This is a genomic window from Allobosea sp. NPDC003192 (genome assembly GCF_050275675.1).
Taxonomy (GTDB): Bacteria; Pseudomonadota; Alphaproteobacteria; order Rhizobiales; family Beijerinckiaceae; genus Allobosea.
The window spans coordinates 137,683-149,404 of record NZ_JBNNPK010000008.1; the positions used below are offsets into that span (position 1 = coordinate 137,683).

The window sequence follows — 11,722 nt, forward strand, 5'->3', positions numbered from 1 at the left end:
CGCAGCATGACTGAGGCCTTGCCGCGCTACGCGCTCTACTACGCTCCCGCCGCCGATAGCGCCCTTTGGCGCTTCGGCAGCGCGACGCTGGGCTATGACGCCGTCACCGGCGCGGACATCGATTTCGCGGTTCCGCTGGGCTGCGAGGGGCTGGATTGGCCGGAGGTGACGGCCGAGCCACGCCGCTACGGCTTCCACGCCACGCTGAAGGCGCCGTTCGAGCTCGCTCCAGGCCGGAACGAGGGCGCTTTGCGCGCCTTCGCCCGCAATTATGTCGCCGGCCGCCCGCCGGTCAGGCTCACCGGGCTCAGCGTCAACGCGCTCGGCCGCTTCATTGCGCTGACGCCGTCTGAGCCGAGCGAGGAACTCCAGCGCTTCGCCTTCGACATCGTCCAGGCCTTCGAGCCGTTCCGTGCGCCGCTCTCCGAAGCCGATCTGGCGCGCCGTCTGCAAAGCCCGCTGACACCGGCGCACCGGGCCTATCTCGAAGCCTATGGCTACCCTTATGTCGGCGATGCCTTCCGCTTCCACATGACGCTGACCGGCTCGCTGCCGGAAGAGCAGGTCGCTCCGATCAAGGCAGCATTGACTACGACCTATGCGCAGACCGTTCCGGCCGGCTCGGCGCTGATCGACCGCGTCGCCATCTTCAAGCAGGAAAGCCGCAGCAGTCGCTTCGTCTTGCTCGACAACATCCCGCTCGGCTGATTCATCCTCAGGGGAAGCCCGTCATGGCAGGCAAGAAGCTCGGGCTCGCGCCCGTGATCGATCCGACCGCCCGGGTCCGCGACGCCGTGCTCGGCCGCTATACCGAGATCGGCGCCCGCACCTCCTTCGCGGAATCGACGCTCGGCGACTATTCCTATGTCGTGAACGATTCCGACGTGATCTACACGACCATCGGCAAGTTCTGCTCGATTGCGGCCCATACCCGGATCAACCCCGGCAACCACCCGATGCAGCGGGCGAGCCAAGCGCATTTCACCTATCGCGCCAGCGCCTATTTCGAGGATGCGGAGGACGAGGCCGCCTTCTTCGACTGGCGCCGCTCGACGCCGGTGACGATCGGCCATGATGTCTGGATCGGCCATGGCGCCATCATCCTCGCTGGCCGCAGCATCGGCACGGGCGCGGTGATCGCAGGCGGTGCGGTCGTCACCAAGGACGTGCCCGACTACACCATCGTCGCCGGTAATCCAGCCCGCATCGTCCGCAGGCGCTTCCCGGAAGAGATCGCCGAGCGGCTGAAGGCGCTGGCCTGGTGGGATTGGGAGCATGCGCAGCTGCGCACCGCGCTCGACGACTTCCGGGCGCTGCCGGTCGAGGCGTTCCTGCAGAAGTACGAGGGCTGAGAGCAGGGCGCGATCAGAACTGCACTCTAAGGCCGACCTGCGCGACGTTCGCCGTGTAGTCGGAGCCGGGATTGGTCGAGTTCAGGCGCTCATGAGTGAAGCTGGCGCGGACCGAGAAGGTCCGGGTCAACTTGTATTCGATTCTGGCGCCGATGGTCGACAGGTCCTCGCGCAGGTCCTGGCCGTCATAGTCGGTGCGGCCATAGCTGGCGAAGCCGGTGACCGTCAGGTTGCGGCGCAGCGCATGCGCCACTTCGAGATTGACGCGGCGCGCCGTCGTGCCGCTGGAGCCGGCGATGGTGGTGTCGCCGAGCTCGGCGGTGCCGCGCAGCGTCACCGTGGTCAGCGGCGTCGGCGTCCACAGGATGGCAGCGTCGCCGACGAAGCCGCGCAGGTTCTTCAGGCGTCCGTCTTCGTATTTCCGGTCCTGATAGCCGCCCGAGACCTCGCCGGTCAGCATGCGGCTGATCTCGAAGCTCGAGCCGAGGCGGACGGTATAGCCGTCGGAGGAGCGCATATAGCCGCTGGAATCGACCTTCTCGTCGAACTGGCGGGTGTCGATCTCGGCCTGGATGAAGGGCTTGAAGCCGGGTGTCACCTCATAAGCGGCACGCAGCCGCAGGCCGTATTGCGTCTGGTTGCGATCGGCCTGGCTGAGCTTGCGGCCGTTACTGAGATCGGCGTCCTCATAGTCCTGCCGGTCGACCGAGCCGCGCAGCGTGAACTGCAGGCGGTTGATGTCATGGGTGACGCCGGCCGAGGCGCCATAGGCCCAGGTAATCGGCCGGCCCTGCACGGCGGCGGACAGATCGGGCGAGCCCGGCCGCTGCGTATCGAGCTTCAGGCGCGATTCGAGCAGGATGCGGGTGTCGCGCGTCGCATCGAGGCGCAGGGACATGTTGCCCTCTGCATCCGGGCGCGAGGCGCTGTCGTCGCGATAATAGCGGCTGTAGCCGCCGCGCAGCATGCCGGTGAGCTCGTGCACGTTCCAGTCGGACTGGATGCCGAGCTCGCCCTCGCTGCGGGTGTAGAGCGAGCCCTTGCTTGGCCCGGAGACGCGCCCGGGATTGCTGTCATAACCGACCGAGCCAGTGATCGCCGGGCGCAGGATGACATTGCCGAGACGCAGGCCGAGCGGCGCATAGGGGTCTTCTTCCGGCCGCTTGCGCTTGCGCGGCTCGGGAGCCGGCGGAATCGGCGGCGGCAGGGCGGTTATCGTCGGTTGCGGGGGGCGGGTATCGCGCTGGGTGGTGCCGCGCAGGCGCGAGGACTGGATCGGCTGGCTGGCGCGCGAAGGCTGCGCGCGCGAGATCGCGCTGGAGCGGGCAGGGGGCGGATCGATCGACTCGCCGGCGGCATCCGGCAAGGCCGAGCTGTTGCTGGGGGCGGTGTTCTGTCTTTGAGCGACATCGGGCGTGCCGGTCCGCAAGGCCGGGGCGCGCGGCCGTGTCGGCGTGACGGCCGGCTGCGTCTGCATTTGCGCCGATGCCAGCTCGGGCCAGGCTGTCAGCCCGGCGACGCCGCAGCAGCCTGCGACACCGGCCAGCCAGCAGATCTGGGCGAAACGGGACACGGGCGCGACGGTGCTCCGGCGAGGCAAAGGCTTCGCGCGCCAGGAGGGCGCGCATGGTTAATGGAGTTAGAACGAAGACGGTTAATGCCGCGTCAACGCAGCGGCGATGGTGGCCAGCGTGGCGTTCGGCATGTTAGAGGCGCGCTCCATGACCGCGACCATCAGCGCCTCCGCCCTCCGCACCATCGCCACCGAACGCGCTGGCCTCGACGCCTTGCACGCGGCGATCGGCAACGGCCTCGCCGAGCCCTTTGCCGCCGCCGTCGAGATGATCCGCAACTCCGCCGGCCGGGTGATCGTCACCGGCATGGGCAAGTCCGGTCATGTCGGCCGCAAGATCGCGGCGACGCTGGCCTCGACCGGCACGCCCTCGCATTTCGTCCACCCGGCCGAGGCCAGCCATGGCGACCTCGGCATGGTCCAGCCCGAGGACGTCGTCGTCGCCTTGTCCTGGTCGGGCGAGGCGGTCGAGCTCTCGGCCATCGTCGGCTATACCCGCCGCTTCCGCGTCGGCCTGATCGCGATCACCGCCAACCGCGACAGCGCGCTCGGCCGGGAGGCCGACATCCCGCTCGTCCTGCCCAAGGCCGAGGAAGCCTGCCCGAACGGGCTCGCCCCGACGACCTCGACGACGATGCAGATGGCGCTCGGCGATGCGCTTGCGGTCGCGTTGCTCGAGGCGCGCGGCTTCTCGCGCCAGGACTTCTACGTCTACCACCCCGGCGGCAAGCTCGGGGCGCAGCTCAAGACCGTTGCGACCATCATGCATTCCGGCGAGCACTTGCCGGTCGTTGGCGAGACCGCGGCGATGGCCGATGTCGTTTCGATGATCACCGCCAAGGGCTTCGGCTGCGCCGTCGTCATCGACGCCGACGGTAAGCTCACCGGCGTCGTCACCGACGGAGATCTGCGCCGCAAGCTCGGCACCGGCTGGGGCGGCCGCTTGGCACGCGATGTGATGACCAGGGACCCGCGCCGGATCGCACCGGATGCGCTCACCGCCGAGGCGCTGGAAATGGTCAACCGGCTGCGCGTCACTGCGCTGATCGTCGCCGACGCGGACGACAAGCCCGTTGGCCTCGTCCATGTCCACGATCTCCTGGCGCTGGGCGTCGCCTGATCCGGAGCACCTGGCGAGGAGGCTCATGGCCGCGCTCGAATGGGATGATTTGCGTTATGTCCTCGCCGTCGCCGAGGCCGGCTCTCTGGCCGGCGCGGCCCGCGAATTGCGCGTCAATCATTCGACGGTGCTGCGCCGCATCGCTGCCTTCGAGCAGCAGCTGGCCTTGCGCCTCTTCGAGCGCCTGCCGACCGGCTATGTGCTGACCCCCGGCGGCGAGGAGCTGGTTGCGGCGGCGCGCAGCATCTCCGGCACCGTCACCGAGCTCGAACGCAGGATCGCCGGGCAGGACCTGCGCCTCTCCGGCACGCTTCGGATCACCGCGACCGATACGCTGATGGGCTCGATCCTGCCAGAGATCCTGGCCGAATTCGGCGAGGCCCATCCCGGCATTGCCCTGGAGGTCGCCGTCTCCAACCTGATGTTCAACCTGACCAAGCGCGATGCCGATATCGCCTTGCGTACCGCCGATAATCCGCCGGCGACCTTGGTCGGGCGCCGGGTCGGCAAGATCGCCTTCGCGATCTACGCTGCGCCCTCATATCTCGCGCGGCGCGACCATGTCGATCTCGCCGAGCATCGCTGGGTCGGTCCGGACGACACGCTCGGCGGCACCTCGGTCGCCCGCTGGATGCAGGCGAAGCTGCCCAGGAGCGAGATCGTGCTGCGGGCCGATTCGCTGCTGGCAATGCAGCAGGCAGCATTGGCGGGGTTGGGTCTGGTGGCGCTGCCCTGCTATCTCGGCGACAGCGTCCGGGCTCTGACTTGCGTGCGCCGCCCGATCTCCGAGATGGAGACGGCGCTCTGGATCCTGACCCACGAGGACCTGCGCGCCGCAGCGCGGGTCCGCGCCTTCACCGATTTCGCCTATGGCGCCTTCCGGAAGCGCCGCGCCCTACTGGAGGGGGAGGACACGCCCTCCGCTTGAGGTCAGGTCTCGACCAGCTTGAGGCCGATCACGCCGATCAGGATCAGCGCGAGCAGGCCAAGACGCGCGGGCGAGGCGCTCTCGCCAAGGGCGAGGATGCCGGCGAGCGCGACGCCGAGCGCGCCGATGCCGACCCAGACCGCATAGGCGGTGCCAACCGGCAATTGCTTCAGCGCCAGCGACAGCATGACGAAGCTGACGACCGCCGAGACGATGCCGATCAGGCTCGGCCAGAAGCGGGTGAAACCGCCGGCCTGCTTCAGTGCGATCGCCCAGACGATCTCGAGCAGTCCGGCTCCGGCGAGCAGCAACCAGGACATGGGATGTCTCCTTGGAATGGGGAGGACGGCGCCGGGTCGGCGCCGTCAGGAGGTCGCAGGTTCAGAAGACCTTGATCGCGGCGACGCCGAGGAGCAGGACGACGACACCGGCGAAGCGCAAGGCGGAGATCTCGCGCTGGGGCAGGCGGAACCAGCCATGGCGATCGACGAAGAGCGAGACGATCTGCTGGCCGGCGACGGTCAGGCCGACGGTCGCGGCAGTGCCGATCGCAGGGATCGCTACGAAGACGGTGGTGACATAGGTCGCGCCGCAGACCGCGCCGATCCAGCCCCACCAGGGCATGGTCCGGAGGCCGCCGAGCTGGGGCTTGGCACCGTTCATCAGCAGCGATGTCACCAGCACAACGATCATCGAGAGCGTCGCGACCACGAAGCTGATCGTGCCGACGACGAAGGGCGCGCCGAGATCCTGCCGCAGCAGTCCGTTGATCGCGCCCTGCGCCGGCAGAACTGCGCCGGCAATGAGGGCGAGCAGCATCCAGCCGAGCTTGGAGCCGGACAGCTCCCTGGTCGCGCCTTTCTGGCCGAAGACGATCGCGATCACGCCGATGAGCACGGCAGCCGTGCCGATCAGGGTCGCGGGCTTTGGCGCCTGCTGGGGCACGCCCAGCAGGCCGAAACTGTCGAGCCCGAGCGAGGCCAGCATCTGCCCGGCGATGAACAGGCCGACCGCGACGACCGCGCCGAGTCGCGGGAAGACCAGGATGGTCGAGGCGACATAGAGCGCCGTCGCGACGCCTCCGATCGCATGCCACCAGGGCACGGCCGAGAGGCGACCGAAGGCTGTGCTCGTGCCGGTCGCGATCGCGACGATCAGCAGGAGGAGTGCGGCGAGGACGACCTGGATCGTCGTCGCGGCGAAGGGGCTCCCCGTCGTTTTCGACAATTGCGCGTTGGCGCCGGCCTGGACCGCCAGCAGGCCGCCGGCGGCGAGGGAGAGTGGAATGAAGAGGGTATCCATGACGAAATCCTGTCGGGAGCGATGCGCTCAGGCTTCGGCGTGCGCGAGTGCCGGTACGGCAAGGCCGCGCTGCACGGCCGGGCGGGCCGCGATCGTCTCGTGCCAGCGCTGGAGATGAGAGGTGTCGGTCAGGCTCACATTGAGCTTGGACAGGGCGTTGATCCAGGGCCAGACCATGATGTCGGCGATGCCGTAGCTGGCCTCGACCAGATAGGGCCGCAGCGCCAACTCGCCGTCGAGGACACGCAGGATGCGGGCGGTCTCGCGCTCATAGCGCTCGATCGCATAGGGCAGCTTCTCCCCCGCGAAGACCTTGAAGTGCCAGAGCTGGCCGATCATCGGCCCGACATGAGCCGCCTGAAAGAAGCTCCACTGCAGCGTCTTGCCGAGCGCCTGCGGGCCGTTGGGCTGGAGCACGCCGGAGCGCTCGGCGAGATAGAGCAGGATCGCGCCGGATTCGAAGATCGTCCGGTCATGGTCGTGATCGACGATGACCGGGATCTTGTTGTTCGGGTTGAGCGCGAGGAAGCTCGGCCGATGCTGGTCGCCCGCCTCGATGTCGATGACATTGACGGCATAGGGCAGCCCGGTTTCCTCGAGCATGATCGAGGCCTTGTGGCCGTTCGGGGTCTGGTAGGTGTAGAGGTCGATAGGGGTCATCGGCTTGCTCCGAAGTGTGGATGCCGATGAGATAGATTGTGCGATGGCGCATCGCGATGTGCGATGCGGCCTTCAGATTATGCGAAATCGCACAGCCAAGATAATCGCGCGGGGGCGCAGTATTTAGGCGCCATGGCCGAGCCTGTGGCTTCGGCCATGGCAGTACCGAGGATCAGATCGCCCGCTTGCCGATGATGGCGAAGCGCAGCTTGTTCGAGAGGAAGTCGATCGCCGTCACCGCCGCCAGGATCAGCAGGATCAGGAACGAGACCTGCTGCCATTCGAGCGTGCGGATGGTCTCGGCGAGATAGAGGCCGATGCCGCCGGCCCCGACGATGCCGATGATGGTCGAGGAGCGGGTGTTCGACTCGATGTAGTAGAGCACCTGGCTCGCGATCACCGGCAGAACCTGCGGGATCAGGCCGAAGCGGATCTCGTGGAACTTGCCGCCGCCGACCGAGGCGACGCCCTCGACCGGCTTGCGGTCGGCGGATTCGATCGCCTCGGAGAACAATTTGCCGAAGGCGCCGAGATCGCTGGTCATGATCGCGAGCATGCCGGCGAAAGGGCCGAGGCCGACGACATTGACCCAGATCAGCGCCCAGATCAGCGCATCGACGCCGCGCACCGTGTCCATCGAGCGCCGCGCCAGGAAATGCACGACGCGGTTGGCGATGACGTTCTTGGCGGCGAGGAAGCCGAGCGGGAAGGCGAGGATCGCCGCCAGGATCGTGCCGAGGAAAGCGATGGCGATGGTCTCGAACAGTGCCTTGACGAAGATGATGGCGCGGGCGAACGAGCCGGGATCGGGTGGCAGCATCAGCACGACGAAGGTGCCGAGATTGGCGAAGCCGGCGATGATCTTCCAGAGCGAGGTTTCGAGTGTCGTTAGCCCGTAAAGGAACAGCCCGACGAGGCCGCCGACGACGGCGATAGTCATGAGCTTGGTCTTCAGCGAGCCGTCGATCGCGGCCTTGTGGCGGGTGATCAGTGCAGCGCGGTCGCTAGGCGAGAGGGCGAGCGTCATTTGCCGTGCTCCAGGCTGAGCAGCGCATGGCGCAGGCGCTCGGTGCCGTAGTCGATCAGCATCACCGTGACGATGATCAGCAGCAGGATGGCGCTGACATCGGTGAAGTAGAATTTGCGGATCGCCTCGATCAGGTCTTGGCCGATGCCGCCGGCGCCGACGAAGCCCATGATCGAAGCGCCGCGGACATTGATCTCGAAGCGCAGCAGCGCGTAGCTGGCGAAGTTCGACAGCACCTGTGGCACCACCGCGAAGCGGATGGTCTGCCACCAGCCGGCGCCGGTCGCGGTCAGGCCGTCGACCGGCTTCATGTCGATGTTCTCGACGACTTCCGAGAAGAGCTTGCCCATCGCGCCCATGGTGTGGATGGCGATGGCGAGCACGCCGGGCAGCGGGCCGAGGCCGAAGGCGATGACGAAGATCAGCGCGAAGACGATCTCGGGGACGGTGCGGCAGAATTCGAGGAAACGGCGCGTGCTCCAGCGCAGCCAGTGTGAGCGGCCGAGATTGCTGGCGGCGGTGAAGCAGAGCAGGAAACCGCCGATGGCGCCGAGCACGGTGCCGATATAGGCGATCAGCAGCGTCTGCCAGAGCAGCTTGAGCCAGCCGTTGAGGCCCCAATACCATTCCTTGAGATCGGTCCCGAGCGTCGCGAAGCGCAGGGTCGGCATGGTCTCGAGGATGTATTTCGGGAAGCGCCAGGCGTTCTCGGCGAATTTCGCGAAGTCGACCTCGGCGCCGATGCCGGCGAGCACGACGCAGGCGATGAAGACTGCCGCGCCAAGCAGGGTCTGCAGCCGCCTGGCCGCCATTTCGCGCCGATAGAGCTCGGCATGGGCGGCGATGGCCGGGTCGTTGCGATCGATCGCGAGTGTCATGGGATATGCCCTGGCCGAAAGAGGCGCGGGGAACCCCTCTCCCGGATGGGAGAGGGGTAGGGGTGAGGGCCTGCGGGCAAACGCCGAAGCGCGGCGCGGCTACCTCAATGCTGAGAATCGTGCGGTGAGGGCGGTCCCTCACCCCCGCCTCTCTCCCATCCTGGAGAGGGGCGAGAGCCCAGACTTACGACGACTTCTTCTTGCGGAGAGCGTCGACGAACTTGTTCAGCTCGATGATCGGGTCGTAGGCCTTGTTGTCGACGGCGACGAGCGGGCCCTGCTTACCTTCATAGATCTTGTCGAAGGCGGCCTTGTCCTTGGTGGCGAGGTTGAGGACGGCGTCGCGGATCTTGGTCTTCAGCTCGGTCGGGAGTTCGCTGAGGTAAGCCATCGGCGAGTTCACGATCTGCTCGGACTTGTAGATGATCCGGAAATCGTCCGCCTTGACCATCTTCTTGCGGTCCATGCGCAGGAGGTTCGACTCCTGTTCGTCATTCCACCAGTTGGCGGCGATGTCGACGGTGCCCTGCTGCAGGGCGATGACCGCGTTCTCGTGGCTGCCGGTGTAGACGACCTTGCCGAAATAGGTCTCCGGCTCGATCTTCATGCCGTCGAGCGCGAAGCGCGGGACGTTGTTGCCGGAGGTCGAGTTCGGGTCGACCAGGCCGAGGTTCTTGCCCTTCAAGTCCTCGATCTTCTGATAGGGCGAGTCCTTCTTCACGTAGAAGACCGAGTAGTAGCCCTTGGTGCCGTCGAGATTGGTCTCGATCGCAAAGGCGTCGATCTTGGCGCCGGTCATCAGCGCGCGGGCGAATGAGGCGGGGCCGTACATGCCGATATGGATGTTGCCGGCGCGCTGGCCCTCGATGATCGCGGCGTAGTCATTGGCGATGCGCAGCGTCACCTTGGTGCCGAGCTCCTTCGCGAGATAGTTCACGAAGGGGGTATAGCGCTCGACGACGCCAGAGGCGTTCTCGGCCGGGATGATGGCGAAGACGAGCTCGGGATACTTGGCTTTCCAGTCCTGGGCGAAAGCCGGGGCGGCGAGCGACGCGGCGAGGCCGGCCGCGGCGAGCGTGAGGGTATGACGACGGGTCAGCATGTGGTGCTCCTTTGGAAAGGTCGGCGATGACGGGGCAGGCTTAAGGGCAGGCTCGGGCGTGCGCCGGCTGTCTCAGGCGGCGGTCTGCTTGGCGCGCTTGGCTTCCTGGCTGGCGATGGCCTCGAGCGCATCGAGCGCTTCGGCGCCGGCGTCCCTGGCCTCGATGCCGTAAAGCTCGGCGGCGAGCTCGCTGGTCAGCGCATGCGGCGGGCCGTCGAACACGACCCTGCCGCCGGCCATGCCGATCAGCCGGTCGCAATACTTCGCGGCGATGTCGAGATGGTGGAGATTGCAGACGATGGTGATGCCGTCCTCGCGATTGATGCGGAACAGCGCATCCATCACGACCTGCGTGTTGCGCGGGTCGAGCGAGGCGATCGGCTCGTCGGCGAGGATGATCTTCGGCTCCTGCACCAGAGCGCGGGCGATCGCGACGCGCTGCTGCTGGCCGCCGGACAGCGTCTCGGCGCGCTGGGCGAGCAGATGACCCATATCGAGCCGCTCGAGCGCGGCGATGGCGCGGACCTTGTCGTCCTGGGAGAAGCTCTTGACCAGCGTCAGCGCAGCCGAACGATGGTTGAGGCGGCCGAGCAGGACATTGGTCAGCACGTCCAGGCGGCCGACCAGGTTGAACTGCTGGAAAATCATCGCCGTATCGCGCCGCCAGGCCCGCAGCGCCGCGCCGCGCAGGGCGGTGACGTCGCGCTCCTCGCTGAGGATGCGGCCCTCGCTCGCATCGGCGAGGCGGTTCAGCATGCGCAGCAGCGTCGACTTGCCGGCGCCCGAGCGGCCGATCACGCCGACCATCTCGCCACGCGGAATCGACAGGGTGACGTTGTCGACGGCGGCCTTGCCACCGAAACGCTTGGTCAGACCCTCGATACGCAGCATCAACACTCTCCCGCGATTGCGGGACGATGCGGTATCGAGGGCAGATGACAGCGCCGTGACAGGAGGCGCAGTTCGGTGTGGTCAGAGCCGAAGGATGGTCATCGACCGTCAACCATACTGCTTCGAACCGCCGCTAGGCCGACTCCTCAGGCCCGCAGGAGCAGATCGACGCAGGCGGCGACGTAAGTCTTGCGCTCGGTCTCGGCAACGGGAGCGATGCCGAGCAGGCCGCGTACCTGATGGAAGCCGCGCAGCATGCCGATGAACTGTTCGGCCAGCGTCGCAGCCTCGCCGGGAGTGAGCTCGCGCGACAGCCCATCACTTGATCGTGACCGCTGTTCCAGCAGGGTGGAGAGTTCCGTGATCATCCGCCCCGCTCCGGCATCGTACGCTGCCTGTCCCAATTCGGGAAAGCGGGTGGATGCGCCGACGATCAGGCGATGCAGATCGAGCGAGGCCGGGTGCAGCATCATCGCCAGAGCGTCCTCGCCGAGGCGTGTCAGAATGGCCCGCAGATCGCCGGTTTCGCTGCGCGGACGGCGCAGCGGAATCGTCAGCTTTTCAGTGAGTTCACTGCAGATCGCCAGGAACAGCGCCTGCTTGTCGGCGAAGTGGCTGTAGATGGTCTGCTTGGAGACGCCGGCGCGCTGCGCGATCTGGTCGAGGCTGGCGCGGTCGAAGCCCTCGGCCAGGAAGGTTTCCGAAGCGGCCCGGGTGATCGCATCATGTTTATCCGGCCGTGATTTTTCGGCCGGCATCTGTCTTGCTTCTGCAGCGGTGGCGCTAGAGCGTCCGTGCATCGATCATTCCGTCACGCTTCCGCCCTTAAAGGGTGCTTATCAAACTAGACCGTCCAGTCTAGAATATGTCCGTCTTACCGGAGCGTCCA

The 11,722-nt window shown here is 66.8% G+C and carries 13 protein-coding genes; 4 read left to right on the top strand and 9 right to left on the bottom strand.

Going from position 1 to position 11,722, the window contains the following annotated elements; genetic code table 11:
• Window positions 1-6: 6 nt before the first annotated feature.
• Together ACQKLX_RS13265 and ACQKLX_RS13270 are read left to right on the top strand one after the other, a co-directional pair.
• Window positions 7-708: a DUF1045 domain-containing protein gene (locus ACQKLX_RS13265; protein WP_427362036.1), complete on the top strand. Its 702-nt coding sequence runs from the start codon at window positions 7-9 to the stop codon at window positions 706-708.
• Between the two features lie 23 nt (window positions 709-731).
• Window positions 732-1,352 carry an LbetaH domain-containing protein gene (locus tag ACQKLX_RS13270; RefSeq protein ID WP_427362037.1) on the top strand — a complete coding sequence of 207 codons (621 nt, stop codon included), beginning with the start codon at window positions 732-734 and terminating at the stop codon, window positions 1,350-1,352.
• Window positions 1,353-1,365: 13 nt separating this feature from the next.
• Here ACQKLX_RS13270 and ACQKLX_RS13275 read toward each other — a convergent pair whose 3' ends face one another.
• Window positions 1,366-2,925 (bottom strand): outer membrane beta-barrel protein, encoded by a 1,560-nt coding sequence (locus tag ACQKLX_RS13275; RefSeq protein WP_427362038.1) that lies wholly within the window; start codon window positions 2,923-2,925, stop codon window positions 1,366-1,368.
• A 148-nt stretch (window positions 2,926-3,073) separates the two neighbouring features.
• On the opposite strand from ACQKLX_RS13275, the gene ACQKLX_RS13280 reads away from it, so the two are divergent.
• On the top strand, window positions 3,074-4,045 hold the full coding sequence (locus ACQKLX_RS13280; protein WP_427362039.1) for a KpsF/GutQ family sugar-phosphate isomerase: 972 nt from the start codon (window positions 3,074-3,076) through the stop codon (window positions 4,043-4,045).
• A gap of 25 nt (window positions 4,046-4,070) precedes the next feature.
• Window positions 4,071-4,973 carry a LysR family transcriptional regulator gene (locus ACQKLX_RS13285; RefSeq protein ID WP_427362040.1) on the top strand — a complete coding sequence of 301 codons (903 nt, stop codon included), beginning with the start codon at window positions 4,071-4,073 and terminating at the stop codon, window positions 4,971-4,973.
• A gap of 2 nt (window positions 4,974-4,975) precedes the next feature.
• Here the strand turns inward: ACQKLX_RS13285 and ACQKLX_RS13290 are convergent, their stop codons facing one another.
• The 8 genes from ACQKLX_RS13290 to ACQKLX_RS13325 form a co-directional block, all read right to left on the bottom strand.
• Window positions 4,976-5,293 (bottom strand): DMT family transporter, encoded by a 318-nt coding sequence (locus ACQKLX_RS13290; RefSeq protein WP_427362041.1) that lies wholly within the window; start codon window positions 5,291-5,293, stop codon window positions 4,976-4,978.
• Window positions 5,294-5,354: 61 nt separating this feature from the next.
• Window positions 5,355-6,275: a DMT family transporter gene (locus ACQKLX_RS13295; RefSeq protein WP_427362042.1), complete on the bottom strand. Its 921-nt coding sequence runs from the start codon at window positions 6,273-6,275 to the stop codon at window positions 5,355-5,357.
• A gap of 27 nt (window positions 6,276-6,302) precedes the next feature.
• Window positions 6,303-6,935, bottom strand: a complete 633-nt coding sequence (locus ACQKLX_RS13300) for a glutathione S-transferase family protein (RefSeq protein WP_427362043.1) — start codon at window positions 6,933-6,935, stop codon at window positions 6,303-6,305.
• A gap of 172 nt (window positions 6,936-7,107) precedes the next feature.
• Window positions 7,108-7,962 carry a phosphonate ABC transporter, permease protein PhnE gene (gene phnE / locus ACQKLX_RS13305; protein WP_427362044.1) on the bottom strand — a complete coding sequence of 285 codons (855 nt, stop codon included), beginning with the start codon at window positions 7,960-7,962 and terminating at the stop codon, window positions 7,108-7,110.
• Window positions 7,959-8,840, bottom strand: a complete 882-nt coding sequence (gene phnE / locus ACQKLX_RS13310) for a phosphonate ABC transporter, permease protein PhnE (protein ID WP_427362045.1) — start codon at window positions 8,838-8,840, stop codon at window positions 7,959-7,961. The genes phnE (ACQKLX_RS13305) and phnE (ACQKLX_RS13310) overlap by 4 nt, the downstream gene beginning before the upstream one ends.
• A 184-nt stretch (window positions 8,841-9,024) precedes the next feature.
• A complete protein-coding gene (gene phnD / locus ACQKLX_RS13315) occupies window positions 9,025-9,942 on the bottom strand; it encodes a phosphonate ABC transporter substrate-binding protein (RefSeq protein WP_427362046.1) in 918 nt (305 codons plus the stop codon).
• A 72-nt stretch (window positions 9,943-10,014) separates the two neighbouring features.
• Window positions 10,015-10,833, bottom strand: coding sequence for a phosphonate ABC transporter ATP-binding protein (gene phnC, locus ACQKLX_RS13320; RefSeq protein ID WP_427362047.1), 819 nt, complete (start codon window positions 10,831-10,833; stop codon window positions 10,015-10,017).
• Between the two features lie 146 nt (window positions 10,834-10,979).
• The gene (locus ACQKLX_RS13325) at window positions 10,980-11,591 is read right to left on the bottom strand and encodes a TetR/AcrR family transcriptional regulator (RefSeq protein WP_427362048.1); all 612 of its coding nucleotides are present in this window, start codon (window positions 11,589-11,591) and stop codon (window positions 10,980-10,982) included.
• Window positions 11,592-11,722: the final 131 nt, after the last annotated feature.

What these genes read in the sequence shown, in the direction of transcription:
- ACQKLX_RS13265 (WP_427362036.1), top strand. Translation starts at nt 7, where the DNA reads ATGACTGAGGCCTTGCCGCGCTACGCGCTCTACTACGCTCCCGCCGCC.
- phnE (WP_427362044.1), bottom strand. Translation starts at nt 7,962, where the DNA reads ATGACGCTCGCCCTCTCGCCTAGCGACCGCGCTGCACTGATCACCCGC.
- ACQKLX_RS13325 (WP_427362048.1), bottom strand. Translation starts at nt 11,591, where the DNA reads ATGCCGGCCGAAAAATCACGGCCGGATAAACATGATGCGATCACCCGG.
- ACQKLX_RS13300 (WP_427362043.1), bottom strand. Translation starts at nt 6,935, where the DNA reads ATGACCCCTATCGACCTCTACACCTACCAGACCCCGAACGGCCACAAG.
- phnD (WP_427362046.1), bottom strand. Translation starts at nt 9,942, where the DNA reads ATGCTGACCCGTCGTCATACCCTCACGCTCGCCGCGGCCGGCCTCGCC.
- ACQKLX_RS13280 (WP_427362039.1), top strand. Translation starts at nt 3,074, where the DNA reads ATGACCGCGACCATCAGCGCCTCCGCCCTCCGCACCATCGCCACCGAA.
- ACQKLX_RS13290 (WP_427362041.1), bottom strand. Translation starts at nt 5,293, where the DNA reads ATGTCCTGGTTGCTGCTCGCCGGAGCCGGACTGCTCGAGATCGTCTGG.
- phnC (WP_427362047.1), bottom strand. Translation starts at nt 10,833, where the DNA reads ATGCTGCGTATCGAGGGTCTGACCAAGCGTTTCGGTGGCAAGGCCGCC.
- ACQKLX_RS13285 (WP_427362040.1), top strand. Translation starts at nt 4,071, where the DNA reads ATGGCCGCGCTCGAATGGGATGATTTGCGTTATGTCCTCGCCGTCGCC.
- phnE (WP_427362045.1), bottom strand. Translation starts at nt 8,840, where the DNA reads ATGACACTCGCGATCGATCGCAACGACCCGGCCATCGCCGCCCATGCC.
- ACQKLX_RS13270 (WP_427362037.1), top strand. Translation starts at nt 732, where the DNA reads ATGGCAGGCAAGAAGCTCGGGCTCGCGCCCGTGATCGATCCGACCGCC.
- ACQKLX_RS13295 (WP_427362042.1), bottom strand. Translation starts at nt 6,275, where the DNA reads ATGGATACCCTCTTCATTCCACTCTCCCTCGCCGCCGGCGGCCTGCTG.